This window comes from Bilophila sp. T19-St14, assembly GCF_059728385.1.
In genome coordinates, this window is the sequence record NZ_BAAGFT010000001.1 from 2,904,342 (window position 1) to 2,929,705 (window position 25,364).

Here is a 25,364-nt window from a genome sequence, read left to right on the forward strand (position 1 = left end):
TATTCTTTTTATTGATTGTTTTTATTTATCAATTGAACAGTGAAAATATCCCCAGAGCGGGAAAGGCCGTTTCCTCAAAAAACGGATAAGGAAGGGAGCATTTGTAGAAATGCTCCCTTATTATTTTTATACAAAGAGTATATTGATTTTGAGTGATTTTAAAAAGTATAAATATTTTATGAGGTATATTTTTATCTTATGAAATGTATTTATTATATTTGTTCGTTTAATTCGCTTTGTATGGCTCTCTATTATTAAATAGAGATATGTTCTTTTTATATATTGTTTTATTTGATATATTTTTATAATGCCGTTCTTGAAAGTTGATCTGATATTCTTTAAATAATTCCATATATGGTTTTCAAAAGCCTTTACTTGAATCATGAAGCACCCTATAGATGGAAACGTTTTTGCATCAAGCCTTATAGAGATAATTTTTCCCACTTAGATTTAAGATGATTTTAACATTTGTGGATGGAGGTATGCAATGCAAAGGGACAGGGGACAGCAGGGCTTCACGCTCATTGAAATCATTTCCGTCTTGGTCATCCTCGGCATTCTCGCCGCTGTGGCCGTTCCGAAGTATTATGACTTGCAGCAGGATGCGCAGAAAAAAGCTGCGATGGCCGTTGTTGCTGAAGTACAGGCCCGCGTGAACCTGAAATTCGGACAGGAGCTTTTGGCGGGAAAGTCTTGTACTGCGGCGCAAGGCCTTGCGGAGGCATTGGCAACAAGCCCTACCGATTTGGGAGGCTGGAAGCTGACGTTAGGGACTAAAAAAGATAGTGTTTATTCGGTTACTGATGCCACGCCTCCCGGAGCGAATGCAACTGCTGTTGCCCTTGCCAATGCCAATATCAGCATCCCCGACTGCACTCAGGCGAACTGATCCCATATTCGCGTTTCAAACTATAAATCAGAAAGAAGAGGCGGCTCCTCAAGGAATCGCCTCTTCTTTTGAGCTGTGCCATAGGAAACGGCTGATGCTTTATTTCTTGAAATTCAAAACGAATAGCTCATAAAATGCCCCAATCATGGAGCCCATCAGCGAAAAAAGATAAAAAGTTTGTATTTTCAGTATATTGTGGAAATAAAATAACCATGTCCTATGACAGGGACAGTCCATTTAAAAAAGCTGCTCACCGAACAATAGAATTTCCCAATCAATTCCTGCAAACTTACCGACGCATCAGGCCCATACCTGCCGCCGGAAGCCGTTTACAACATCCTCAGAACCCGGCATTTTCCTAACTCTGTCAACCAACAATCAATATTGATGTTTTTCTAAAGGCTCTGTTCAAGTTTACGGTTAATAAAGAGAAAGGCTCTGTTATCGTTTATGGTTGTTTTATCTCCACAGCGCGGTGAAAATACAGCCTTTTTCTCCGGTTTTCCCCTTGGCTGGATTCACTGATAAGGCATTTTTCCGGTTATCCCTTTGGATCTTCAAGGAAAAAGCATCAGCCATTTTTTATGGCAAAGCCTTTTCTAGGTCGTGTCGCCAATTAGATATAATTTATTGAAACTATTTAACTATTTTTAAATCATGAAAAGATTATTTTAATAATTTCAAATAATTATATATAAAAATAACGACACAACCTAAAAGGCTCTGTTATGGCATTTGGTTGTTTTATCCCTGTAATATGCTGAAAATGCGTGTTGTTATCTAATTTTTCGCTGATAAACTCAAAGGTTGAGGGCATGTTATTGGCTATCCCTTTAGAGCTTCAAGAAAGAAAGCATCAACCGTTTCCTATGGCACGGCCTTCTAAAAAACGCCAATGTACTTTTTCCACGTCCTCTTCCCCTCCATTACGCAGCCCTTCGCACTAAAAATAATAGGAAAATAAACTGCTAAACGGACTTGAAAAGCAAGATACGCCAAGGCCGGGAATAATAAACCCAGCCGAACAAACTTCCACACCGTTCCCCCCACACTTGGGGGAATCCATAAAAAAGCCTCCGACCGAAGCGATGCCGCAGACGAAACAATCACCCAACATCGTTCGAGAGGAGGCAGAAAGGCCCTGTCATGGCATGTGGCTGTTTCATCTCCACAATACAGTGAAAATACAGCCTTTTCCCCCGGCCTTCCCCTTGGCTGAGTTCGAGCCTAAGGCACTTTGCCGGTTATTTCCTTTGGAACTTCAAAGAAAAAACATCAGCCGTTTTCTATGACACAGCCGACAGCAAAAGAACAGCCGCGAACAGGGATTCGATAACGTCGAAAGTCTTGGGAGGGGAAAGGGGGAGGTTTGGAGGGGGGAAGGGGAAGCCTTTCTTCAGAAAGGTTCCCCTTCCCCCCTCCAACTCTTTCCTACTTCACCAGCTTCCTTAACCATGAGATCGGATGCATGGACGGGAGCTTCGTGTGATGCGAAATCTGAAGGCGGCAGGTGCCGCACTCGGTGACGCAATACTCGGCGGCACTGTCCTTGACGGCCTTGAAGAGATCGGAACCGACCGAGGCCGCCACATCGTACTTTTCCTTCTTGAAGCCGTAACTGCCGGAAATGCCGCAACAGCCGGAACGGGCGTCCTCGACGTTGGCGGAAGCCATGCGGAGCAGATCAAGGCCCGGCTTGCCGATGCCCTGCGCGCGCAGGTGGCAGGGAGCATGGTACACCAGCTTCGTGGCGTCTTCGCGTACGTCGATGTCGAGCTCGCCGGACTCGATGAGGCCGATGAGGAATTCACAGGCGTCCTGCACATGGGGGACAATGGCCCCATGCTTGCCGAGTTCCGGGAAATACTCGGCATACTCCTGCTTGAGCATGAGCTGGCAGCTTGGGCAGACCGTCAAAACGGGCACGTCGCCGGACGAAACGAGCGCGGCGAGCGTGTCCACGTTCCGGCTCGCGGCGGCGCGGGCGTCGTCGAAGAAGCCGTTCGCCACCATCGGCAACCCGCAGCACTCGAAGTCGGGCACGATGACCTCATACCCCGCTTTTTCCAGCATGAAGACGAGATCCTTGCCCGTCTGCGGATCGTAGTCGTTTACGTAACAGCCGGGGAAAAAGACCGCCTTCTTGGTGAGGCGGCTGCGATCCGAGGCCGTCAGCATCGCGTTGTGGTCGCCCATCCATTCCGTGAAGCTCCGGGGCACGAACACGGGCATGGGCGCGCGGGCGTCCACGCCGAACTTGTCGAGGATGAGCCGGGTCAGCGCGTTGGTGGAGCCGACATTGACCAGCCAGCCCGGAAAACGGCGGGCCAGCCTGCCGAGCATACGCCCGTGGGACAGTACCCAGTCGCGCAGGGGCGGCTTATGGCGCTTGCAGTATTCCGCGCGGGCCAGCATGTTGAGGGTCGAAATCTTGACCCCGGACGGACAGGCGATGTCGCAGTTCTTGCAGTTGGAACAATAGTCCAGCGCCTCGATTTCCGAGATTTCGCCGCCGCCGGTTTCGTCATACAGGCGGAAACGCTCGGACGAAGGCCCGGTCAGCTTCGGCCCCTTGAAGGCCCGCGTCGCCTTGGTGACGGGGCAATAGGCCACGCAGGTCGAGCAGGTCGTACATTTATCAACAGTTTCAATAGGCTTCATACGCACCTCAGGCGTTCATGGCTGCAAAGAGGGCCGTGGACAGCGCGACGCCGTTGCCGGACTTCTCCGCGGCGTGATCGTAGCCGCCGAGCGTCTTGCCGATAAAGAACACGTTGTCGCACAGCGGGTTGCCGTCCTTGCCGAGCGGGCGGAGCTTGGCGTCCACATCCGGGCCAAGCAGGGCGAAGCCGTGCGACGGGCGGGGCGTCCCCGGCGTCTGGCGGCAGGCAGGGTAGGCTTCCGGCAGCGACCACTCCGGGGACGACGGGTTCAGGGGCAGATCAATATTAAAGATCGGCTCCCATGCCCGTTCGGGCTCGGTGGCGAACCCTTCGCTGAGCACGCCGCCCGTGGCGATGATGAAGGAACGCGCCTCATAGCGGCGCTCCTGCCCGTTGTTGGTTGTGATCAGCGCGGCGCAGCGCCCGTTTTCGACCACGGCCCCGGTGATGGTGGACTGCTCGATGAGATCCACATTGTATTTCTTGAGCAGGCGCAGGAGCAGGGCGTGCAGGCGCAGGCCCGTTACGGCAGGGGGCAGGCTGGAAATTTCGTTGACGATGTGCCCCGTGCGATCCCTGACGGCGTTGTGCACGTCGTTGTTGGCGGCGGTGCCGAGGATGGCCGGGACGAACACCGCGCCGGGCACGCCGCGCACGATGTATTTGTTCAGGCTCATGCTCAGCCAGAGGATGCCTTCGGGCGTATCCAGATAGCGGGCCAGATCGAGGGTGGAGAGGTCGCGCTGGAGCGGGAACGGGCTCGGCAGGATGACCGGCACGATGTTCTTCCCCGCGTACCCCTTGCGCGTCATAAGGCCCTGCGCCACCAAAGCCGGGGAGAAGTCCTTGAGCCCCTCGACCCCGGCGATGAAAATGTTGCCCGCTTCGGCCACGCCGTGCATCGACATGGTATGCGGCACAAGATAGCTCGGCTTGGTCGTGCCGAGGGCCGTCACCACGCGGGTATTTTGTTCGTTGTTGCAGAGGTAGGGGCAGCCGCCTTCTTCGCAGAATTCGAGGAAGCCGGACAGCGCCTTTTTGACGGTTTCCTCACCGACGATGGCATAGGGATGGCGCGGGGACAGGCTGCCGAAGCCGTCAAAGGGCGAGGTAAGGGGCGTGCCGTCGGAACGGTAGCCGAGCACGTCGATGGTGCCGCCGCCGATGGCGAGCACGCCGGAGCCCTTGGTGACGAGCAGCGTGCGCTTCCCGGCCTTTGCCGCGAACAGGGCCGCGCTCAGCCCGGAAAGGCCGCCCCCGGCGATCATGACGTCATAGGGTGTTCTCTTGATCATTCGTCGGCTCCGTCTACGTTGAGGGTCGCGCCGTACATGCCGCGCGCCAGCTCGGTTTCACGCAATTCGCTGCCCCACAGCACCGGGCGGATGCCGTACCAGCGCTCCTGCTGGAAGCTCTGGAGCAGATCCGGCGCGCCGCAGGGGAGGGCGTCGCACTCGCCGGTGCCGCAGGCCCGCATCCCGGCGGGCAGCAGCTTGGCTTCGAGCACCGCGCCCACGCCGCGCAAGCCGCAGAAGCTCCCCTGACAAGTACCCATGCCCATACGGGTGCGGCGGCGGATGTCATTAAGGGAATGGGACGTGGGCTCTGAGGCGACCTGTTCAAATTCCGCAATGGTGACGCGCTCGCATTCGCACAAGAGCGCCTTTTTCCACGGCGCGGCCTCAAGGCGCTCCACCGTGGCGGCAAAACTGTCGCCAAGGCGGGATTCGGCCTGTTCCAGGCCTTGAGCCGGGAAGACCTTGCGCGCGCGTTCCAGCAGGGCCGGGGGCGTATCCTCCACCAGCGGCTCCACGGCGGTACGGCACTGTGCGGTCACGCCGAGCTTGGTACAGACGAGGTCGGCCATGCGCTCACCCATGAGGCGGTAGGTGGTCAGCTTGCCGCCGCAGATGGTCGCCATGCCCTTGAGCCCTTCCTTTTCATGGTCGAGGACTACGAAATTGCGGGAAGCGCCCCGGCCTTCGGCGGACGGGTCGGCGGTATACAGGGGCCGCGTCCCCGCGAAGGTGCGGAGGATGCGGTAGCTGTCGATTTCCGGGAAAAGCACGCGGCCTATGTCGAGCAGCTCATGCACTTCGGCGGTATCCGGCACGGTGTCGTCGGGCTTGTCGGTCTTCTTGGAGGTGGTGCCGAGGATGGTGATGGAGCCGTGCGGCACGAAGATGTCGCCGTCGGACGCCTTGCGCAGCCGGTTGATCACGCGGCTGGTGAAGCGGTGGTTGAAGGCCACCAGCGTCCCGCGGTCGGGCTTGACGTTGATGTCCAGCCCTGCGGTATGGGCCAGCTCGCCCACCCAGCTCCCGGCGGCGTTGACCACGAAACTGCAGGGGATTTCCCCGGTCTGCCCGGTGCGGGAGTCGCGCACGCTTACGCTCGTGACCTGCCCGTTGGCGCTGTTGATGGAGGTGACTTCCGTATAGGTGCGGAAGCCCGCGCCATGCCGGACGGCGTTCTGGACGTTCTGCCAGACGAGGCGGAAGCCGTCCACGGCGGAGTCGGGAACGCGGTACACGGACACGATATTGCCCGCAAGGTTGGGTTCGAGCGTCCGGGCCTCCTTCACGGAGATGGGGGTGGCTTCGATCCCGCACTTGTCGCAGGCCGTGACCCACGCGGCTTCAAACTCGGCCCCGTCTTCGGGCGTGCGGACGAAGAAGCCTTCGGTTTCCTCGACGCAGTGCTTGCCGATGCGCCGGAGGATGCGGTTTTCCTCAATACATTCCCGGCCCGCCTCGGCATCTTTCACCGCGTAGCGCGCGCCGCTGTGGAGCAGGCCGTGGAAGCGGGAGCTTGTGCCGTGGACGAGGTCGCGCTGTTCGAGCAGCAGCGCCTTGACCCCGCGCATGGCGAGGTCGCGCAAGGTTCCCGCGCCCGTGGCTCCGCCGCCGATGACAACGACGTCCCAGTGCCGTTTGGTATATTCTGAAAGTTCCTGCATGGATGTTCCCGTTCTTTCTGGATTTGTTCCGGGTTCGCCCCGGAAGTGCGTCGCTCCTGAAAATAGCCTCTTTGACATCCGTTTACAATAGAATATTCACATATGAAACTTTAGACAAGGGCAAAAAGTTCTTATCCGAAAATTTTGGGAAGTGGGTTATTGGGGAGGGGGAAGGGAGCCTTTTGGAAAAGGCCCCTTCCCCCTCCCCAAACCCCACCCCTATCCCCCTAAAACTTTCGTAAGGGCCGGCGGCAGGACGGGGGGATTGGAAGAGTTGGGCCTTGGCATCCGTCTCCCGGAACTGCGTCAAGGAAAGGCAAGGAAGCATTTCTTTTTGGATCTGTCATAGCATGTGGCTGTTTTAGCCCTACAGTATGCTGAAAATACAGATGTTTTGTTCATTTTCCCATCGATGGACTTCATGCTTGGGACTTTTGTTGGTTATTTCTTTGGAACTTTAGGAAATAAAGCATCAATCATTTTTTTGGCACGGCTTTTTTTATGATGTTTTTTTTGGGGGGGCTAGCTGTCGTTTGGGCTTGTTATGGGGTATTTTCGTTGGCTGTGTCATAGAAAATGGTTGGTGCTTTTTTCCTTGAAGTTTCAAAGGAATAACCAGCAAAGTGCCTTAGCCATAGGTTTCGCCAAGGGGAAAACTGGAGAAAAAGGTTGTATTTTCACCACACTGTGGAGATGAAACAACCGCATACTCTAACAGAGCCTTTTGTTGAAAGTGTGAATGCCTCAAGGCAAAAGGCTTGTTGGCTTTCCAATCAGTTCCTACAAAGTTGCCGCCATGTTAGGACCATGCCTGTCTTCAGAAGCCATTTACGAAATGCCTTCCAGAACCCGTCTGCTCTTACTATCTTCAATCAATGATCAATGCTGAGTTTTTCTAAAAAATTCCAACATGCTTTTCATGTCCTTTTGTCCTATATGGTTACAGGTGAGGAAATGCCGGTGTGTCTTGAAGCGTTGGGAAGTGGAATATGGGCGTGTTGCATTGCCGCAGGTTCCCTTTTTGAGCTTTTTAAGGACAGTCCGTTTTAAAGGAGGCTGTAATCAATGCCTCGATAGGGACGAAATCCTTTGAAGATACGAGGGATAGGTGAGCCGTATCTGTGTTTTTGGAGGAGAGGGACGCGGGAAAGGTCTTTTTTCTTTGGCGCTGCCATGGAATATGACTGTTTCATCTTCATAGTATGGTGAAAATACAGATTTTTTTCTTTTGGCTGTGTTATAGAAAATGGTTGATGCTTTTTTCTTGAAGCTCCAAAGGGATAACCGACAACATGCCTTATCCGTGGCTCCCGCCAAGGGGAAAAACGGAGAAAAAAGCTGTATTTTCAAAGTACTGTGGAGATGAAACAACCACATACTCTAACAGAGCCTTTCTTTTTCTTCTCTCTCTCTCTCTCTCTCCACATTTTCCGCTGGCGGGCTCTATGGTTGAGATCTTTTATTGGTTATTGGAGTGTTAAAGAAAGCATCAACCATTTTCTATCCTATGACACAGCCTTTCAGGGGGGCCCGTTCGACGCTTTCAGAACAGCTGTGGTCTCTCTTTTTTTCGTTTTCGTGACTGGATTGCGGTGGGAACGTGATTCAGGCATGTCCGAGGCATGAGCATGATTTCCGAGTTTTTCGCGGACGGGGTGATCCCGTGGTCGCCGATTTTGCTGTCGCTGAAGGTTGCGGGCCTTGCGACCGCCGCCTCGTTTTGCGCCGGGGTCGCCGCCGCGTGGCTTCTGGCCCGCCGCCGTTCGCCTTTTTCCGCCGTCCTGGACGCCATGTGTACGCTTCCGATGATACTGCCGCCCACGGTTTTGGGCTATTATCTTATCCTGCTGGTCGGGCGGCGCGGCGTCATCGGGCCGTGGCTGGCCGAGTGCGGCATCAACCTGATCTTTTCGTGGCAGGGGGCCGTGGTTGCGGCTACGGTGGTCGTGTTTCCGTTGATCTACAAGTCCGCCCGTGCCGCGCTGGAACTGGTGGACCCGCGCCTTGAGAACGCGGCCCGCACGCTTGGGGCGTCGGAGTGGAAAGTTTTCTGGCAGGTGTCGCTGCCTCTGGCGTGGCGCGGCATCGTCGCCGGGGGGATGCTGGCCTTTGCGCGGGGCATGGGCGAATTCGGCGCGACGCTGATGATCGCGGGCAATATCCCCGGAAAGACGCAGACCCTCGCGCTTGCCATCTATGATGCGTTTCAGGCGGGCAACGACGAGCAGGCGACGATCCTGGTCGTATTGACGTCGTGCCTGTGCCTTACCATTCTTGTCGTTGCCGACAGGTTGTTCGGCGGAAAGGCGGGAGGCCGCTGATGCTTGATGTGCAGATCCGCAAGCGTCTCGCCACAGGGCGGAAACGCGGCGACGGTTTTTCCCTTGAGGTGTCCCTGCGCTGTGCCACACGGCGGCTTGTCCTGTTCGGGCACTCCGGTTCCGGCAAGACGCTTACCCTCCAGTCGCTGGCGGGTCTGGTCCGGCCTGACGGCGGATACATCAAGATTGGGGACGACGTGCTATATGCTTCGGAACAGGGCATTGATCTCCCGGCCCGTGAGCGCCATCTTGGGTATGTCTTTCAGGATTATGCGCTGTTCCCGCACCTGACAGTCCGCAAGAACGTGGAATTCGCGCTCGACAAGACGAAGCGAACCTTCTTCGGCCGCCCTTCCCCCGCGGCCCGTAAATCCGTGGAGGCGCTTCTGGAACGCTTTGAGGTCGGGCATCTGGCCGAGCGGTATCCCCGTGAAATTTCCGGGGGCCAGAGGCAACGTGTCGCACTGGCCCGCGCCCTTATCACCGCACCCCGGATGTTGCTGCTGGACGAACCCTTTGCCGCGCTGGATCCGCTCCTCCGGGTCAGGATGCGCCGCGAGATCCGCGCCCTGCTCGACGAATGGAACATCCCCGTCGTGCTGATCACCCATGATCCCGCCGATGTGGACGCCTTTGCGGACTCGCTGGCAGTCTACAGCAATGGCACGATCAAGCATATCCTCGACGACTATCCTTCCCGCCGGGCGAACGAGCCGGACGCGCTTTCGCTTCTTGCCTCATTGGTTGAAGTATAGCCGGAACAGCTTGGTGGAAGGAACAAGCACGAAGCGCCGCTGTTTCCTTTTTCCACCGCCTTCGTTCTTTCCAGCCTCTTCACTGAAAACAAAGGCTCTGTCACAGTATGTAGTTGTTTTTATTTTCACAATACGGTGAAAATACAGGCTTTTTCTCCGTCTTTCCCCTTGGCTGAACCCATAGCTAAGGCATTGGGCTGGTTATTCCTTTGGAGCTTCAAGGAAAAAAGCATCAGCCATTTCCTATGACATAGCCATAACAAAAAGCCTTTCCCAGTCCGGGGAAGGCTTTTTGTTTAGCTCCATTGTAATAACCGGCTGATACTTTTTGAAGCTCCAAACAAGCAATCACTGAAATCCTTCGCTCTGGGATTTCGTCAACAGAGAAGTTGTGGAAAATACTGTATATTCACTGTATTGCCTAACTATGCCAATCAAACCCCGTGACGCCTTTTGGGGCAATCCCTACAACAGGGATTCAATGAACTCCGTGTGGAAGCTGCCGAGGTCAGAGGCGGGCAATCCCTGCAACAGGGATTCGATAAAGTCGAAAGTCTTTGGGGATGGAGGGGTGGGGTTTGGGGAGGGGAGGAAGGGGCTTTCTTCAGAAAGGCCCTTCCTCCCCTCCCCAAGATTTCAGCTATATCCCCAAAACGACGGCAAACGCCTTGAACAGGACGGACACGGGCTTGCCGGGCTCAAGCTTGAGCATGCGGGCGCTCTGGGAGGTAATGACGGCGCAGACGGTGGAGCCTTCGTCGAGGGTGACGATGACTTCGGCTTCGATTTCTCCGAGCTGGACGCTCTGCACCTTGCCGGAAAAGTGGTTGCGGGCGCTGGTGGGCGCGTCGCCGGTGCTGATGATGACCCACGGGGCCTTGATCGTCGCGGTGGTGTTGATGCCTTCGCGGAGTTCGAGGTTGTCGGCGCTTTCGGCGGTGATGACGGAGACGACCTGAAGGCCGGTTGAAGTCAGGATTTCCACTTCAACGAGCAGGTCGCCGCGCTTGATGCGGTTAATGGTTCCGGTAAACGCGTTGCGGGCGCTGGTTTTTTTCATAGCTTCCCTCCTAATATGGGAATGGACGATTTTTCGGGCGTCTTCACGGGAAAAGTGAAGGTAACTTGCCGTCAGGGTCGGGCTCTGCTGCCCGAGGAACTGCTGGACGATCTTGAACGGCACGTCGCCGCGCAGAAGTTCAATGCCCCGCGAGTGCCGAATGACACGGGGGCTGAGGAGCTCCTTCGGCAGATCGACGTCTTTCGCCCGCTCATAGAAGATACGGCGCACATAGCCTTGATCAAGGTGCAGCACCTCACCGCGCAGGCCGAACATGAGAGGGGACTCCAGCACTTGCCGGATTTCCGCCATGATGGCTTCGGGGAATTGAAGCTCCCTGGGGTTCTGCCCCCGGACGCTGACGATGGAGCGGGCAAAGTCGAGATCCGTGCGGTCGTCGATGGACAGGGCTTCGCCAAGCCGCAGCGCACCGTAGCGGATGAGCAGAAAAACCAGCCACAGCCGTCCCCTTGAGCGGCTCTGCGTCGTGGAGGCGGACGCCTTGTACCAATCAAGAAACGCCTTGGAAACGGCGTCGAGCTGTTCCGAGGTCAGATGCCTGACATTTTCCGGGACGGTGAATTGGCCGCCGGGGTGCGGCGTGGACGGGGGCGGAGCCTGGGGCGCGCTGCGGGTTTCGCGTTCATGGCGGACACAGGCTTCGATGAACCGCAGGGCGGAATCGTCAAGCCCCTGAACAAGGCGGGTTATTTCTTCCTGCATGGAATCTCCTCTGTACCGATAAGCGACTTTTCGGGATATGCAGGCTATCCCACGGGCTGATGTAGGCGAAAGCCAGTCACGCAGTTTCCCAAAAGAGTGACAAGATTGCCGGGAAAACGCAAGGGGAGTATTGGTGAAAAGGTTACCGTTCGTGAACCGCAACAGTCGAATAACAAAGGAGTATGGACATGGATAAGCGTTTTTTCCGTCGGTGTGCCCGAAATGCGGCGTTCGGCCTTTTGGGGTGCCTCCTTTTGGCGGCTCCGGCGTTTGCGGCGCAGGAAATCACGGTTTCCGGCGCAGCCAGCCTGACGAATGCGTTCACGGAGATAAAGGGGCTTTTTGAAAAGAAATACCCCGACATCAAGGTGCATACCAACTTTGCGGCCTCCAACCCCCTGCTCAAGCAGATGGAAGAGGGGGCTCCCGTCGATGTGTTCGCTTCCGCGGATCAGGAAACGATGGACAAAGCGGCGGCCAAGAAGCTGGTCGATACCGCCACGCGCAAAGATTTCGCGCTCAATGATCTCGTTATGGTCGTTCCTTCCGACAGCAAGCTCAACCTGACCGGAGCCAAGGATCTGGCCAAGCCCGAAGTCAAGCGCATCGCCGTGGGGAATCCCGACTCCGTACCCGCCGGCCGCTACACCAAGGCGGCCCTGACGACCGCCGGCCTCTGGGAAACGTTGCAGCCGAAGTATGTTTTCGGCGCGAGTGTCCGTCAGGCTCTGGACTATGTGGGCCGTGGCGAGGTCGACGCCGGTTTCGTTTACCGCACCGACGCCAAGCAGGGCGGCGACAAGATGAAGGTGGCTGCCGTGATGGATGGCCACAAGCCTGTCCTGTACCCCATCGCCGTGGCGACCACGGGCAGCAACCGTGACGGCGGCGCGAAGTTCGTCAATTTCGTGCTCTCTCCCGAAGGACAGGCCGTGCTTGCCAAGTACGGCTTCAGCAAGCCGCAGAAGTAACTGCATATATGTGGGGAAGGGAGGGGAACCTTTCTGGAGAAAGGTTCCCCTCCCTTCCCCACACCCCATCCCTTCCCTCCCAAGACTTTCGACGTTATCGAATCCCTGTTCTCGGTTGTTCTTTTGCTGTCGGCTGTGTCATAGAAAACGGCTGATGTTTTTTCTTTGAAGTTCCAAAGGAATAACCGGCAAAGTGCCTTAGGCTCGGACTCAGCCAAGGGGAAGGCCGGAGAAAAAGGCTGTATTTTCACTGTACTGTGGAGATGAAACAGCCACATGCCATGACAGGGCCTTTCTGTCTCCTCCTCTCGAACGATGTTGGATAATTGTTTCGTCTGCGGCATCGCTTCGGCGGGAGGCTTTTTTATGGATTCCCCCAAGTGTGGGGGAGGTATGGAAGTTTGTTCGGCTGGGTTTATTATTCCCGGCCTTGGCGTATCTTGCTTTTCAAGTCCGTTGGAACAGGTTTTCTATCCTTTTTAGTGCGAAGGGCTGCGTAATAGAGGATAAGAGAGTATGGAAAAAGTATATTGGCGTTTTTTAGAAGGCCGTGCCATAGGAAACGGTTGATGCTTTATTTCTTGAAGCTCTAAAGGGATAGCCAATAACATGCCCTCAACCTTTGAGTTTATCAGCGAAAAATTAGATAACAACACGCATTTTCAGCATATTACAGGGATAAAACAACCAAATGCCATAACAGAGCCTTTCAGGTTGTGTCGTTTTTATATAATTGTTTGAAATTATTAAAACAATCTTTTTATGATTTTAAAGTAATTAAATAATTTCAATAAATTATATATAATTGGTGATACGACCTAGAAAAGGCTTTGCCATAAAAAATGGCTGATGCTTTTTTCTTGAAGATCCAAAGGGATAACCGGAAAAATGCCTTAGCCGTGGATCCCGCCAAGGGGAAAACCGGAGAAAAAGGCTGTATTTTCACCGCACTGTGGAGATAAAACAACCATAAACGATAACAGAGCCTTTCTCTTTATCAACCGTAAACTTGAACAGAGCCTTTAGAAAAACATCAATATTGATTGTTGGTTGACAGAGTTAGGAAAGTGTAGGCTCTGAGGATGTTGTAAATGGCTTCCGGCGGCAGGCATGGGCCTGACGCGGCGGTAAGTTTGCAGGAATTGATTGGGAAATTCTATTGTTCAGTGAGCAGCTTTTTTAAATGGTTTGGTTTTGTCATATACATGGTAGTTCTATTTCCACAGTATACTGAAAATAGAGACTTTTTATCCAGTTTTTCCGCTGATGGGCTCCATAATTGGGGCATCTTCTGAGTTATTCCTTTGGAATTTCAAGGAAAAAAGCATCAGCCATTTCCTATGATGCAGCCTTTAAATTATTCGACAGGCGATTTGTGAAGCAGCCTTTGGGAAAGCAAAAAGCTTGCAAGGAATGGGGATTCAGGGAACAATATTCCCGAATCCTCATTTTTTCAGGAGCACGGAATCATGCGGCACTGGCTTTTTAAAAGCGAACCCGGTTGTTATTCGTTTACCGATTTGGAAAACGCGCCCGCCCAGACCACGAGCTGGGATGGTGTGCGGAATTATCAGGCCCGCAATTTCATGCGCGACGACATGAAGAAAGGTGATTTGGGATTCTTCTACCACAGCGGCAAGAATCCTGAAATCGCCGGGATTGTGGAAATTGTGCGCGAAGGGCATCCCGATCTCACGGCGCAGGATCCCGATGCCGGGCATTTTGATCCGAAGGCCACACCGGACGATCCCCGTTGGTACATGGTGGATGTGAAGCTGGTGCGGCGATTCGATCCGCCGGTTCCCCGCAGCTTGCTGCGGTTTGTCCCTGAGCTGGCGGGGATGGAGCTCATGAAGACCGGAAGCCGCCTTTCCGTGCAGCCCGTGGAGGCCGAAGCCTATGCCGCCATCGTCAGGCTGGCGGATCAGCTCGCCGCGGACAGGGCGGCGGGGCAAGAGGTGAAGGCATGAGCGAGCTTTTGCGTTCTCCCGATGCCGAACTTGCCGCGCTGGAGGCCCGTATCGCCCGCTTGGAGCGGCTGGAGGAGCAAGTTTATTTTCAGGAGCGGACGCTTTCCGCCCTCAACGAGGCGATAACGCTTCAGCAGAGGCAGTTGGACGATCTTCAGGCGCGCATGGAAGCCGTTGAGGAGAAGTTCCGTGAGCTTTGGGAGCTTGTCGGCAACGAAGGCGGAGAAGCGACCGTGCCGCCGCATTACATGAAGCTAGCATAGCTTTTGTTCGGCTAGGAAAAAGATTGGAGGGGGAAGGAGGGCCTTTCTGAAGAAAGCCCCTCCTTCCCCCTCCAAACCTCCCCCTTCCTCCCAAAGACTTTTGACTTTATCGAATCCCTGCTGCAGGGAACCGTTTAATACGAGGAAAGGGCGTTGCACGTTGGATGGTTAAATTTTGCTCTGTTATAAGTATGCGGTTGTTTCATCTCCACAGCGCGGTCAAAATACAGCCTTTTTCTCCTGTTTTTCCCTTGGCGGGATCCACGGCTAAGGTATTTTATCGGTTAATCCTTTGGAACTTTAAGGAAAAAAGCATCAACCATTTTTATAACACAGCCTTAAATTTTATGCCTGCGCCATAGGAAGTGGTTGATGCTTTATTTCTCTCAATGCCAAGGGAATAACCAATAAAATCCCCCAATCATAGAGTCCGTCAACGGGAAAATGAGAGAAGAAGCCTTTCTTTTCACCACACTGTGGATGTGAAGCAACCACACTCTATGACAGAGCTTTATATCCTATGCAACTTCATATGATTTTTGAAACTACTCAAGGCCGTGCCATAGGAACGGATTGATGCTTTATTTCTTGAAGCACTAGGTGTGTCGTTGTGTTATATGTAACTATTTGAAAGTATTTAAATAATATTTTGCAATTTAAAAAATATTAAATAATTTAAATATGTTATATACAATTGACGATACGACCTAAAGGAATAATCAATAAAGTAGTTCAGCCATGAAGTCTGCCAGCGGAAGAACTGGAGAAAAAGGCTGTATTTTTCATCATACTATGGAGATGAAGCAACCATATTCCATGACAGTGCCCTAGGAGCTGTCTCTAAATAAGTTCTCGACTTTTCGTCTTTCTGTTGTTTTGATGTCTGGCATGAGCAGACACGACATTTCAGACGAAAAATGGGCCATAATTGGGCCATGCTGGTAAAGCCCCGTACGGAAACCAGAGGCCGCAAACGTAAGGATGACCGTCTGATGTTTAACGCCATCCTGTGGCTCATGAAAACAGGAGCGCCCTGGCGGGACTTACATCCAGAGTTCGGGCCCTGGAAAACGGTACATAAATGCTTCCTCCAATGGGCTAAACCTGAAGTCTGGGATGACATTCTTCGAATGTTATCCATAAACGCCGATCCTGAGGCTATAATTATTGACGCCACCTTTATCAGGCTGCACCAACACGCTACCGGCGCAAAAGGGGGCACTTCCATCAGCAGATCGGTCGCAGTAAAGGCGGATTAACCACCAAGGTTCACGCTGTGGTTGACGCCCTCGGCAATCCTTTGCGCATTCACATTACCGCAGGGAATGTAAATGACATTGTTCCCGCATGTGACCTGATAGAAGGGTTACTGGCAGAAAAGCTCCTTGCGGACAGAGCATATGATGCCAATAAGCTACTGGCATTGGCGGAACGCCAAAATCACGAAGTGGTCATTCCGCCAATGCCAGGCCGACGGATTCAACGAGAGTATGACAGTCATGTATACAAAGAGCGCCATCTTGTTGAATGTTTTTTTGCCAGGCTTAAATCATTTCGCAGAGTTGCTACTCGATATGATAAGCTGGCCATAACTTTTAAAGCATCTGTCATGCTGGCATCATGCCTTATTTGGCTCCAGTAAACTATTTAGAGACAGCCCCTAGCCAAAAGTGGATGCCCTCAAAAAGAAAAGCCTTCCCTGTTCTTGGGAAGGCTTTTTTACCGTCCGGGAAAGCCGCTATGAGGGATTCGATAAGGTCGAAAGTCTTGGGAAGGGAGGGGGTGTGGGGGAGGGGAACCTTTCTCCAGAAAGGTTCCCCTCCCCCACATTTCTTCTCTCTCTCTCTCTCTCTCTCTCTCTTCCCTTATTACTTCACAGGAACCGTGGAGATCGCGTTGAAGGGCGAGCCGTCTACGAGGCGGCGGCTGACCGCGAGATAGACGAGCGTGTTGCGCTTGGCATCCCAGATGCGGGTGACGCGGGTGGCCTTGAAAAAGACTGAGGTCGATTCACGGAACACGTTGGCCTGCTTGGGGAGCTTGGCGGGGATTTCGATAGGGCCGACCTGACTGCACGAAATGGCGAAGTTGGACGGATCTTCGGCAAGCCCAAGCGAACCGGAAACACCGCCGGTTTTGGCTTGGCTGATGTAGCAGGCCACTCCCGGAATGTCGGGATCGTTGAAGGCCGAAACGCAGACTTTGTGATTGGCTCCGAGCAGTTTCCATTCCGTGGTGACGCAGCCCACATCGGAATCGTCGGCGTAGGCGAAGGACGGGAGGAGCAGGGAACAGAGCAGGGCAAGGCTGGCGTATGGCTTGAGCATGGTTTCTCCTTTAGGGGTTAGCAATCAGGGAGGGTGATGGAACCCGAAATGTTGCGCAACGCGCCGGGCATGAGCTCACAGGCAAGCGTATATTCTTTGGGAACGCCGGGATAGGAGATGGATGCGGCTGAATGGAATCCGAACCGGTTGTAGTAGGCCGGATCGCCGATGAGCACGGCGGACGAGTGCCCCAGTACGGCGGCCTTGGCGAGGGCCTCGCGGACGAGGGCCGCTCCGATGCCCTTGGCGCGCCATTCGAGCGCCACGGATAGGGGGGCGAGGATCAGCGTATCGAAGCAGCCGCCGTTTTCACGGATGGACGCCCCGGTCAGCATGATGTGACCGATGAGTACGCCATCCTCTTCGGCGACAAGCTCCAGTTCGGGGATGTAGCGCCCCTTACGGAGTTTGAGGACGAAATCCTGTTCGCCGCCGTCGGAGACTTTCGCGGTCTGGAATGCCGTTTTGACAAGGGAATAGATGGCGTCGAAGTCTTGGGGCGCTGCTTGTCTGATGGTCATGGCAAGCCTCTGGAGGGCTGGATGTTCGGGGTTGGGGAGATAGGCCGGACGGAACCTAGCTGTTTTTGTAAATAGATTATTTTAATAGGTTGAAATGAAACCTGCTCGGCTGGGGGCTTGGTTCAGCGTTCTAGCACGCCGCCGAGCTGTTCCAGTTGCTTCTGGACATGCGCGTCGTAGCGGGAAACGTCGCTGCGGATTTTTTGCATCACGTCAAGGAACAGGCGCAGATGCACGGACTGGTGGAACAGGCTTTCCAGAGCGGGGGCGAAGCCGCGCTTGACCTCGAATTCATACGCCTTGCCCAGATCTTCCCTGACCACGGCGAGTTCCTGCCGGAGTGCGTCGCATACCCGCTCGGCGTATTCTTCGGCTTCGCGGCGGCGTTTGTCGAGGAAGGCGGCCTTGCGCTTGTCCTCGCGGCCGAGGTGGTAGAGCAGTCCCGCAGTCCCGGCCACGGCCGCGAAGACGGCCGCCGCGAGGGGGCTCGCCGCCGCCAGCGCGATAATGTTGCCTGCGGTAACAAGTATCGAGATCGGCCCAAGCGCGGTGAGCCGGCCCACGGTGAGCCCGGTCGTGAATACCGCGAGGTTCTTCATGTGCCGGTGCGTCTGTACGAGGAAGTGCGTGGCCGTCGAGGAGCCGCCGTCCACTTCGCCCGGATCGTCTTGCAGGCCGTCGATGTTGGAGCTCAGGCGGGCAAGGCATTCCTGCGAAAATTCGTCCATGCGTGCGGAAAAGAGGCGGAGCTTGTCTTCCCACGTGTGGAGGATGCCGCGCTGCTCGTCGAGGAACTCGTCCACGGCGCGCCGGGCAATGGCCCGTGCTTCGGTGGCGTCGAATTCCCTCCAGACGGAATCCCTGGCGAACTGGTGTCCGAGATCCGCCACTTTGCGGTTCACGGCGTCCATGAGCCGCAGCACCAGCGTTTCATGGAACTTGTTCAGCGCCTTCTCCGTGGATTCGTCCCATGCGTCCAAGTCCTTGGCGGCGGCGTTCACGACCTGCCGGGCCTGCTCCAGTGAGGAGAGGGCGGAGGCGGAAAGCTGTTTGGCGTGCGCGTCCAGCATACCGAGCAGTTCCGGGTTCGGCAGGGATTCGCGGTATTCCTGCACATGCTGGCGGAGCCGTTCGCGGGCGGAGTCGGCGATCCGGGAGTAGGCTTCCGCGATTTTTCGGCGGTATGCCTCCTTGCCCGCGTCCCTGTCCATGATTTCCCGCAGGAGGGCAAGGAGCTGCTCAAGCTCCCCGCAACCGGACACGGAGCGCGACACCTTGGACAGCGTTTCCGAGAGGGCGGAACCTTCCCGGCAGCGCTCCTCGACGGCTTGCCGGGTATTGAGGGCCACGATCCCGGCGAGTTCCACATGGCCGGAACTCCGGCAGGCTTCGCGCAGCACGGTGCGCGCCTGTTCGCGGGCCGCTTCGAGGCTGGCGGCGCTGTTCAGGCGGTCGATGTTGGTCAGCACGCCGATGATGCTGACCGTGCGCCCGCTGCGGGCCAGCTTGCGGAGCAGGGACAGTTCGGAATGGGATCCCGGATCGCGGGCGTCCATGACGAAGATGACGCAGTCCGCCTCAAGGCTTTCCTCGTAGGAAAGATAGTCATGAAACTGATCGGTATCATTGAGGCCGGGCGTGTCCACGAGCACGACGCCCGCCCGGAGCGTGTCCAGGGGCAGCCCCACGCTGACGCGGGCCACGAATCCTGAGAAACTCCCCTCAAGGCTGATGTAGTCGGACAGGTCGTCCCAGCAGGTGATGCCCGAAAGCAGCTTGCCGGGGATGAACGTGCCGTCGGACACCCCCTTGCGGATGTGTTCGATTTTGCGGGTGAGCAGCAGGTTGTCCTGCTCGTTTTCGAGATAGTCCTCAAGCCGGGCGAACTGGCTGGAGTCGAGGAACCGCACGCTGTAGTCCGGGGCGTGGGCGTATTTGAATTCCACCACGGTGGCGGTTTCCGGCGTGGACTCGCGCACCGGGGACAGCTCCTGTCCGATGATCGCGTTGATGAGCGAGCTTTTGCCGCGTTTGCGTTCGCCCACGATGACGATCTTGAACGGCTGGCGGCGCAGCATCTTGCGGAAAATATACAGCTCTTCGCGCAGGTCCATGTCGTCGAGCGTCCACGCGATGCGGTCAAGCGAATTGGCGGAACGCTCCATGTCGGCATTGAACTGGCTTGTTTCGGGCGCGAACCAGCCCGCGATTTCCTTCCGGGAAGGCAGGACGTTGGCCGCCTTGCGGCAGAGCCCGCCGAGGCTTTCCCCGACGTTGAGCCCGAAGCCGATGCCCCGGCCCGCGCTGCGTTCGAGGCGGGACTTGCGGAAGGCCCATTCGATGTCGTTGACGAGCGACCGCGCTTTTTCGTCGATCCGCTCCTCCTGCCCCCCGATGCGGGAGAGCGCTTTCAGCATGGTGTCCACGAATGTGGAGGAAACCTTTTGCGCGTCGGCCTGGTTCGCCATGTCGCGGGCGATGTCGGCGGGATCGGACGGCGGGTTCAGGAGCGCGTAGTGGAGTTTGGCTTGCAGCTCGGCATGGAGGGCGCGTTCCCCGAAAATGGCCTGCGCCGCCTCCTGCACAAGCTGGTATTCCCGGTAGGTGAGCATGTCGTCCGTCGTGGCGACCGCCGCGAGCAGCAGCAGGATGCGGTCGTTGAAGGAGTCGCCGGGGATCGGCTGGATGGGTTGGGGGAGCATGGACAGCATGGAGGCTGAGGTGGGACGGGAGGGCATGGGGAGGCTCCTTTGCTGGTCGGTAAACGGCCCGTACCTTTTGTACCTAGCCGCAACGCCTTTTTTTTTCAATGGTTGGGAGGGGGCCCCGCGGGGTTCTCATCGTCTTGACTGGAATGGGATCAGCTTTACATATGATCAGTTAAGGCTGCGTGAAGAGTGAAGGCGGCCTTGCGCGCACAGACAGGCGTGTCCATGAGGAGGCTAAACTATGAGTGTTGAATATAAGGATTATTACAAAATATTGGGTGTGGGGCGCGAAGCTTCCAAGGATGAAATCGCAAAAGCCTTCAAGAAGCTCGCCCGCAAGTACCACCCGGATCTCAACCCCGGAAACAAGGAGTCCGAGGAAAAGTTCAAGGAAATAAACGAGGCGTACGAAGTTCTCAAAGACGAGCAGAAGCGGAAGATGTATGACCAGCTCGGCCCCAACTGGCAGCAGGGCCAGCAGTTCGGCGGCAATCCGTTCGGCGGGGGCAACCCCTACGGCGGCGGTACGCGCTTTACGTTCAACGGGCAGGAATTCGGCGGCCAAGGCTTTGACGGCTCCGGGTTCAGCGACTTTTTTGAAACCCTGTTCGGCAGCCGTCAGGGGGGGAGCGCCGGCGGCCCGTTCGGCGGCTATGCCTCGCGTCCGCAGCGGGGCCGCGACATTGAGGCCGATATTTCCATCACGCTTGAGGACGCCGTGAAGGGCGGTGAGCGCAGCCTTACGCTTGAGGGCGGGGACGGCACCAAGACCCTGAAAGTGAATATCCCCGCCGGGGTGAAGGACGGCGCCAAGCTCCGCCTTGCCGGGCAGGGCTATGATTCGCCCAACGGCGGGCCGAAGGGCGATCTGTATCTGCGGATACGTTTCGCGCCGCATTCGTTGTTCCATGTCGACGGCACGGATCTCATCTACGAGGTGCGGATTGCACCGTGGGAAGCCGTGCTTGGGGCGAAGGTCAAAGTCCCCACCCTTGACGGGAACGTCGAGCTTTCCATTCCCGCCGGGACCGGAAGCGGGAAGAAGATGCGTCTGCGCGGCAAGGGCCTTGGCCCGGCGAAGTCGCGCGGCGATCTGTATGTGCGGGTCGGCATCGACGCGCCGAAGGATCTCACGCCGAAGCAGCGTGAACTGTGGGAAGCCCTTGCGGCGGAAAAATAACGCCGCGTTCCGTTTTTGAAGGACAATGTCAGGGGAGATGATCGTATGGAACTTTTGCAGAATACAAAGGACGTGCCGAGCCGCTCGACCCTTATCGTCTGGGGCGAATTTCTGGAACTGACCGGGACGACCCCGGACCGCCTTTCCGAATTGATGGACATCGGGTGGCTCAAACCCACGCGTACGGCGGAGTCGGCATTGTTGTTCCGGCAGGATGACGTATACCGTATCCGCAAGCTTGAGCGGCTGTGCAGCGATTTTGAACTACACACGCTCGGCGGCTCCATAGTAATGGACCTGCTGGACCGTATCGCAACGTTAGAGTTGCGTATTCGTGAGTTGACAGATCGTTAGTACGCCTTATTGTTAGAGAGAAAGCGATAGTGATATCACTTTTGCAGTTGTGTTGCGTTCGGTCATTTTGTCTCGGGCGCCGCTGCTGCGCTACAACGCAATAGAGGTGAACCATTATGGATATCAACAGATTTACCGAAAAATCCCGTGAAGCGCTGACCACGGCGCAGGGGCTTGCCGCCCAGTACGGTCATCAGGAAGTGGACGCCGAGCATTTGGCGTTCGCTCTGGTGAATCAGGAAGACGGCTTTGTCCCCCGCGTTCTGGAGCGCGTCGGCGTCGCCCCCAAGGCGCTGGTCACGGCGCTGGAGGCGGTGCTGAAAAAACGCCCCTCCGTGCGCGGGCCGGGCGCGGAAATGGGCACGATCACGATTTCGCAGCGGGTCGCCAAGGCTATCGCCAACGCCGAGGCCCTCGCCAAGCGTCTGCGTGACGAGTACGTCAGCGTGGAGCATATTTTTGCCGAACTGCTGCGCGAACCCGCCTCCACAGGGCTTGGTCAGGTCGCGGCGGATGCCGGCTTGTCCGCCGAGAAGTTCACCGAGACGATGATGGCTGTCCGCGGCCCGCACCGCGTGACTTCCGCCAACCCTGAAGAGAGCTATGAGGCGCTCAGCAAGTACGGGCGCAACCTCGTCGAAGCCGCCAGCAAGGGCAAGCTCGACCCGGTGATCGGCCGTGACGCGGAAATCCGCCGCGTCATCCGCATCCTGTCGCGCCGCACGAAGAACAATCCCGTGCTCATCGGTGAGGCGGGCGTGGGCAAGACCGCCATCGCGGAGGGCCTCGCCTACCGCATCGTCAAGGGCGACGTCCCGGAAGGGCTCAAGAACAAGACCATTTTCGCGCTGGACATGGGCGCGCTCATCGCGGGCGCCAAGTACCGCGGCGAATTTGAGGAACGGCTCAAGGCCGTGCTGTCCGAAGTGCAGAAATCCGAAGGGCAGATCATCCTGTTCATCGACGAGCTGCACACCATCGTGGGCGCGGGCAAGACCGACGGCGCGATGGACGCGGGCAACCTGCTGAAGCCGCTTCTGGCTCGCGGCGAGTTGCACTGCATCGGCGCGACGACCCTTGACGAGTACCGCAAGTACATCGAAAAGGATCCGGCGCTGGAGCGGCGTTTCCAGACCGTGCTGGTGGAGGAGCCCTCCGTGGAGGACACCATTTCCATCCTGCGCGGCTTGAAGGAACGGTTTGAGGTGCACCACGGCGTGCGCATCAGCGACTCCTCCATTGTGGAGGCGGTGGTGCTGTCCAACCGGTACATCACCGACCGCCAGCTTCCCGACAAGGCCATCGACCTGATCGACGAAGCCGCCGCCATGATCCGTACCGAAATCGATTCGCTGCCCACGGAACTGGACGAAGCCAACCGTAAGGTCATGCAGCTCGAAATCGAGCGCGAGGCCCTGCGCAAGGAAACCGACGACGCGTCCCGCGAGCGTCTGGAGAAGCTGGAAAACGAACTCCGCAACCTTCAGATGACGCAGGCCGAGCTCAAGGGCCAGTGGGAAAATGAGAAGGGCGTCATCAACGTCGTGCGCGATCTCAAGGGCGAGATCGAACAGACGCGCCTCGCCATTGAGGACGCGACCCGCCGCGGCGATTTGCAGACGGCGTCCGAACTCAAGTATGCGAAGCTGCCTGAGCTGGAAAAGCGTCTCCACGAAGCCGAAAACGGTCAGGAAGCGCCGCGCCTGCTCAAGCAGGAAGTGCGCCCCGACGATGTGGCGGACATCGTGGCCCGCTGGACCGGCATTCCGGTCACGCGGCTGCTTCAGTCCGAACGCGACAAGCTCATCCATCTGCCTGACAAGCTCCATGAGCGCGTGATCGGGCAGGATGAGGCCGTGCAGGCCGTGGCCGACGCCGTGCTGCGTACGCGGGCCGGGCTGTCCGACCCTTCGCGCCCGCAGGGTTCGTTCATTTTCCTCGGCCCCACGGGTGTGGGCAAGACGGAGCTGTGCAAGGCGCTGGCCGAAGCGCTCTTTGACAGCGAAGAGAACATCGTGCGCCTCGACATGAGCGAATACATGGAAAAGCATTCCGTGGCGCGGCTCATCGGCGCGCCTCCCGGCTATGTGGGCTACGACGAAGGCGGCCAGCTGACCGAAGCCGTGCGCCGCAAGCCCTACAGCGTCATCCTGTTCGACGAAATCGAAAAGGCGCATCCGGACGTGTTCAACACCCTGCTGCAGCTTCTCGACGACGGCAGGCTGACCGACAGCCAGGGCCGTACGGTGGACTTCCGCAACACCATCGTGATCATGACCTCGAACATCGGCTCGTACAAGATGCTCGACGGCATCAATCCGGACGGCTCGTTCGCCTCGGACGTGTATACGGAAGTCATGGGCGAACTGCGCCAGCACTTCAAGCCTGAGTTCCTGAACCGCGTGGACGAGACGGTGCTGTTCAAGCCGCTGCTCCCCGAACAGATCGGCCAGATCATCGACCTCCAGTTGCGTCGGCTCCAGAAGCGGCTTGAGGAGCGCAAGATTACGCTGGAACTGACCGAGGCCGCCCACGAGTTCATCGGGGATGCCGCCTATGATCCGCACTATGGGGCCCGCCCGCTCAAGCGGTACTTGCAGTCCCACGTTGAAACGCCGCTCGCCAAGTTCATCATCGGCGGGCAGGTGCGCGACGATCAGCGGGTGGTCATTGATGCCGCCGAAGACGGTTTGACCTTCGGCGTGAAGTCGGACGATACCGTGCAGCCATTGCAATAAGGTTCGGAAAAGGGCGGAAGGCGGAGGCGCTTTCCGCCCTTTTTTAGGCTCTGTCATGGAATGAAGCAACCGCATTCCATGCCAGAGCCTTTTCCATTGTCCCCGTATAGGTAAGATGTCCAGCGGGCGGGAACCGTTACTGCTTTTCCTTGATGCTGAGTATGCCGTCGTCGGATTCGCTGACTTCCAGCCATGTGTCGCCGGGGGTGGTTTGGGCGAGGTACTCCTTGGCGCCCGTGACCATCACGCCCAGCATTTTGCGGTTGTCAAACGAGTCCCCGGTATAGGTGACGATCGTTTCCCACATTTTTTTCTTCGTTTTCAGGGAATCGGCGGCAAGCAGCAGGACGATCTTGTTTTGGGCCACTTCCTTCTGGGTGTTCTTGTAGCCCGTAACGCCGTAGGTAGGGGTTGAAACGGATGTCCTGCCGGTTTTCCCCGTCAACGTGTTGGCATATTCCCCCGTACCTCTGGTTTCGACCCGCGTCACGCCGTAGACGGGCTCGGAAACGGTCGTCTGCCGGGCGACCGTTCGGCTCTTGTATCCCGCGAAAAGCACCGCCGTGGCGTGGGGGAGGCTTCTGGTCACCTTCAGGCCCGCTTCGGGCAGGGCGCTTTCAAGGTTCCGCTTGAGCTCCAGAAAGACGAGATCGTCCTCTTGGCCCTTGACCGCCATGATATAGTAAACGTCCCCGATGCCGGTTTGGATGTCGCCGTTGGTGACGGCATTGATTTTTATGGCGTACTGGTTGGCGGCGCAGCCGGGGAGCAGAAGGCACGCCGCAAGCAGGGCGTACAGGCAGGGCCGGGGAAAGGTCATGGATGGCCTCCGGGGGATGCGGCGTTGCCGCGTTGTGGAGCCTTGGCAGCCCCCGTAATCCCGTCTTGGGCGGGGTTTTGTTCCGGGGGGCTAGGTATGCTGTGGGGATGCCTTGGCTGCCTACGCTGGACGGGGCGCGAAG

General features: G+C 56.6%; 18 protein-coding genes and 1 pseudogene. 11 read left to right on the forward strand and 8 right to left on the reverse strand.

Annotated features, from left to right (window positions below):
* Positions 1-487 precede the first annotated feature (487 nt).
* On the forward strand, positions 488-889 hold the full coding sequence (locus AC6I1V_RS12310) for a prepilin-type N-terminal cleavage/methylation domain-containing protein (RefSeq protein WP_483971949.1): 402 nt from the start codon (positions 488-490) through the stop codon (positions 887-889).
* Between the two features lie 1,431 nt (positions 890-2,320).
* On the opposite strand, the gene AC6I1V_RS12315 is transcribed toward AC6I1V_RS12310, so the two are convergent.
* Genes AC6I1V_RS12315 through glpA form a run of 3 tightly spaced genes read right to left on the reverse strand, consistent with a single transcriptional unit; the run spans position 2,321 to position 6,511 of the window.
* On the reverse strand, positions 2,321-3,550 hold the full coding sequence (locus AC6I1V_RS12315; RefSeq protein ID WP_302553431.1) for an anaerobic glycerol-3-phosphate dehydrogenase subunit C: 1,230 nt from the start codon (positions 3,548-3,550) through the stop codon (positions 2,321-2,323).
* Between the two features lie 7 nt (positions 3,551-3,557).
* On the reverse strand, positions 3,558-4,847 hold the full coding sequence (gene glpB, locus AC6I1V_RS12320; protein WP_479859701.1) for an anaerobic glycerol-3-phosphate dehydrogenase subunit GlpB: 1,290 nt from the start codon (positions 4,845-4,847) through the stop codon (positions 3,558-3,560).
* Positions 4,844-6,511 (reverse strand): anaerobic glycerol-3-phosphate dehydrogenase subunit GlpA, encoded by a 1,668-nt coding sequence (gene glpA / locus AC6I1V_RS12325; protein ID WP_486854666.1) that lies wholly within the window; start codon positions 6,509-6,511, stop codon positions 4,844-4,846. The genes glpB and glpA overlap by 4 nt, the downstream gene beginning before the upstream one ends.
* Before the next feature lie 1,628 nt (positions 6,512-8,139).
* Here glpA and modB point away from each other — a divergent pair.
* A complete protein-coding gene (gene modB / locus AC6I1V_RS12330) occupies positions 8,140-8,832 on the forward strand; it encodes a molybdate ABC transporter permease subunit (RefSeq protein ID WP_308772265.1) in 693 nt (230 codons plus the stop codon).
* Positions 8,832-9,587 carry a sulfate/molybdate ABC transporter ATP-binding protein gene (locus AC6I1V_RS12335; RefSeq protein WP_479860044.1) on the forward strand — a complete coding sequence of 252 codons (756 nt, stop codon included), beginning with the start codon at positions 8,832-8,834 and terminating at the stop codon, positions 9,585-9,587. Before modB ends, AC6I1V_RS12335 begins: the two co-directional genes overlap by 1 nt.
* A 640-nt stretch (positions 9,588-10,227) precedes the next feature.
* Here the strand turns inward: AC6I1V_RS12335 and AC6I1V_RS12340 are convergent.
* Complete coding sequence (locus tag AC6I1V_RS12340; RefSeq protein WP_486854667.1) at positions 10,228-11,370, reverse strand: TOBE domain-containing protein; 1,143 nt, start codon at positions 11,368-11,370, stop codon at positions 10,228-10,230.
* Positions 11,371-11,558: 188 nt separating this feature from the next.
* Here AC6I1V_RS12340 and modA point away from each other — a divergent pair, with 188 nt between their 5' ends.
* The 5 genes and pseudogenes from modA to AC6I1V_RS12365 all read left to right on the forward strand — a co-directional run.
* The gene (gene modA / locus AC6I1V_RS12345) at positions 11,559-12,341 is read left to right on the forward strand and encodes a molybdate ABC transporter substrate-binding protein (protein ID WP_486854668.1); all 783 of its coding nucleotides are present in this window, start codon (positions 11,559-11,561) and stop codon (positions 12,339-12,341) included.
* 1,469 nt (positions 12,342-13,810) lie between these two features.
* A complete protein-coding gene (locus tag AC6I1V_RS12350) occupies positions 13,811-14,311 on the forward strand; it encodes an EVE domain-containing protein (RefSeq protein WP_302551801.1) in 501 nt (166 codons plus the stop codon).
* Positions 14,308-14,574 carry a SlyX family protein gene (locus AC6I1V_RS12355; RefSeq protein ID WP_497737023.1) on the forward strand — a complete coding sequence of 89 codons (267 nt, stop codon included), beginning with the start codon at positions 14,308-14,310 and terminating at the stop codon, positions 14,572-14,574. Before AC6I1V_RS12350 ends, AC6I1V_RS12355 begins: the two co-directional genes overlap by 4 nt.
* A gap of 935 nt (positions 14,575-15,509) precedes the next feature.
* Complete coding sequence (locus AC6I1V_RS12360; protein ID WP_497737024.1) at positions 15,510-15,833, forward strand: transposase; 324 nt, start codon at positions 15,510-15,512, stop codon at positions 15,831-15,833.
* Positions 15,791-16,216: pseudogene (locus AC6I1V_RS12365) on the forward strand (IS5 family transposase); the annotation flags it as partial. The gene AC6I1V_RS12360 and the pseudogene AC6I1V_RS12365, both read left to right, overlap by 43 nt.
* A gap of 226 nt (positions 16,217-16,442) precedes the next feature.
* On the opposite strand, the gene AC6I1V_RS12370 reads toward AC6I1V_RS12365, so the two are convergent.
* The 3 genes from AC6I1V_RS12370 to AC6I1V_RS12380 all read right to left on the reverse strand — a co-directional run bounded on the left by AC6I1V_RS12370 (position 16,443) and on the right by AC6I1V_RS12380 (position 20,160).
* Positions 16,443-16,901 (reverse strand): CreA family protein, encoded by a 459-nt coding sequence (locus AC6I1V_RS12370; protein ID WP_302552928.1) that lies wholly within the window; start codon positions 16,899-16,901, stop codon positions 16,443-16,445.
* A gap of 17 nt (positions 16,902-16,918) precedes the next feature.
* Positions 16,919-17,422 carry a GNAT family N-acetyltransferase gene (locus tag AC6I1V_RS12375; protein WP_486855050.1) on the reverse strand — a complete coding sequence of 168 codons (504 nt, stop codon included), beginning with the start codon at positions 17,420-17,422 and terminating at the stop codon, positions 16,919-16,921.
* Positions 17,423-17,544: 122 nt separating this feature from the next.
* The gene (locus AC6I1V_RS12380) at positions 17,545-20,160 is read right to left on the reverse strand and encodes a dynamin family protein (RefSeq protein ID WP_497737025.1); all 2,616 of its coding nucleotides are present in this window, start codon (positions 20,158-20,160) and stop codon (positions 17,545-17,547) included.
* 211 nt (positions 20,161-20,371) lie between these two features.
* Between AC6I1V_RS12380 and AC6I1V_RS12385 the strand changes: the two genes are divergently transcribed.
* From AC6I1V_RS12385 to clpB, 3 genes are all read left to right on the forward strand, one after another.
* On the forward strand, positions 20,372-21,310 hold the full coding sequence (locus AC6I1V_RS12385; RefSeq protein ID WP_308770745.1) for a DnaJ C-terminal domain-containing protein: 939 nt from the start codon (positions 20,372-20,374) through the stop codon (positions 21,308-21,310).
* Between the two features lie 45 nt (positions 21,311-21,355).
* Complete coding sequence (locus AC6I1V_RS12390) at positions 21,356-21,664, forward strand: chaperone modulator CbpM (protein WP_302552932.1); 309 nt, start codon at positions 21,356-21,358, stop codon at positions 21,662-21,664.
* A 116-nt stretch (positions 21,665-21,780) separates the two neighbouring features.
* Positions 21,781-24,402: an ATP-dependent chaperone ClpB gene (gene clpB / locus AC6I1V_RS12395; protein ID WP_486854020.1), complete on the forward strand. Its 2,622-nt coding sequence runs from the start codon at positions 21,781-21,783 to the stop codon at positions 24,400-24,402.
* A gap of 136 nt (positions 24,403-24,538) precedes the next feature.
* Here the strand turns inward: clpB and AC6I1V_RS12400 are convergent, their stop codons facing one another.
* Positions 24,539-25,222: a hypothetical protein gene (locus tag AC6I1V_RS12400; RefSeq protein WP_486854021.1), complete on the reverse strand. Its 684-nt coding sequence runs from the start codon at positions 25,220-25,222 to the stop codon at positions 24,539-24,541.
* Positions 25,223-25,364: the final 142 nt, after the last annotated feature.

What these genes read in the sequence shown, in the direction of transcription:
- modA (WP_486854668.1), top strand. Translation starts at nt 11,559, where the DNA reads ATGGATAAGCGTTTTTTCCGTCGGTGTGCCCGAAATGCGGCGTTCGGC.
- AC6I1V_RS12385 (WP_308770745.1), top strand. Translation starts at nt 20,372, where the DNA reads ATGAGTGTTGAATATAAGGATTATTACAAAATATTGGGTGTGGGGCGC.
- glpB (WP_479859701.1), bottom strand. Translation starts at nt 4,847, where the DNA reads ATGATCAAGAGAACACCCTATGACGTCATGATCGCCGGGGGCGGCCTT.
- AC6I1V_RS12370 (WP_302552928.1), bottom strand. Translation starts at nt 16,901, where the DNA reads ATGCTCAAGCCATACGCCAGCCTTGCCCTGCTCTGTTCCCTGCTCCTC.
- AC6I1V_RS12340 (WP_486854667.1), bottom strand. Translation starts at nt 11,370, where the DNA reads ATGCAGGAAGAAATAACCCGCCTTGTTCAGGGGCTTGACGATTCCGCC.
- AC6I1V_RS12400 (WP_486854021.1), bottom strand. Translation starts at nt 25,222, where the DNA reads ATGACCTTTCCCCGGCCCTGCCTGTACGCCCTGCTTGCGGCGTGCCTT.
- AC6I1V_RS12390 (WP_302552932.1), top strand. Translation starts at nt 21,356, where the DNA reads ATGGAACTTTTGCAGAATACAAAGGACGTGCCGAGCCGCTCGACCCTT.
- AC6I1V_RS12310 (WP_483971949.1), top strand. Translation starts at nt 488, where the DNA reads ATGCAAAGGGACAGGGGACAGCAGGGCTTCACGCTCATTGAAATCATT.
- AC6I1V_RS12315 (WP_302553431.1), bottom strand. Translation starts at nt 3,550, where the DNA reads ATGAAGCCTATTGAAACTGTTGATAAATGTACGACCTGCTCGACCTGC.
- AC6I1V_RS12350 (WP_302551801.1), top strand. Translation starts at nt 13,811, where the DNA reads ATGCGGCACTGGCTTTTTAAAAGCGAACCCGGTTGTTATTCGTTTACC.
- AC6I1V_RS12380 (WP_497737025.1), bottom strand. Translation starts at nt 20,160, where the DNA reads ATGCCCTCCCGTCCCACCTCAGCCTCCATGCTGTCCATGCTCCCCCAA.
- AC6I1V_RS12360 (WP_497737024.1), top strand. Translation starts at nt 15,510, where the DNA reads ATGCTGGTAAAGCCCCGTACGGAAACCAGAGGCCGCAAACGTAAGGAT.
- AC6I1V_RS12335 (WP_479860044.1), top strand. Translation starts at nt 8,832, where the DNA reads ATGCTTGATGTGCAGATCCGCAAGCGTCTCGCCACAGGGCGGAAACGC.
- AC6I1V_RS12355 (WP_497737023.1), top strand. Translation starts at nt 14,308, where the DNA reads ATGAGCGAGCTTTTGCGTTCTCCCGATGCCGAACTTGCCGCGCTGGAG.
- glpA (WP_486854666.1), bottom strand. Translation starts at nt 6,511, where the DNA reads ATGCAGGAACTTTCAGAATATACCAAACGGCACTGGGACGTCGTTGTC.
- AC6I1V_RS12375 (WP_486855050.1), bottom strand. Translation starts at nt 17,422, where the DNA reads ATGACCATCAGACAAGCAGCGCCCCAAGACTTCGACGCCATCTATTCC.
- modB (WP_308772265.1), top strand. Translation starts at nt 8,140, where the DNA reads ATGATTTCCGAGTTTTTCGCGGACGGGGTGATCCCGTGGTCGCCGATT.
- clpB (WP_486854020.1), top strand. Translation starts at nt 21,781, where the DNA reads ATGGATATCAACAGATTTACCGAAAAATCCCGTGAAGCGCTGACCACG.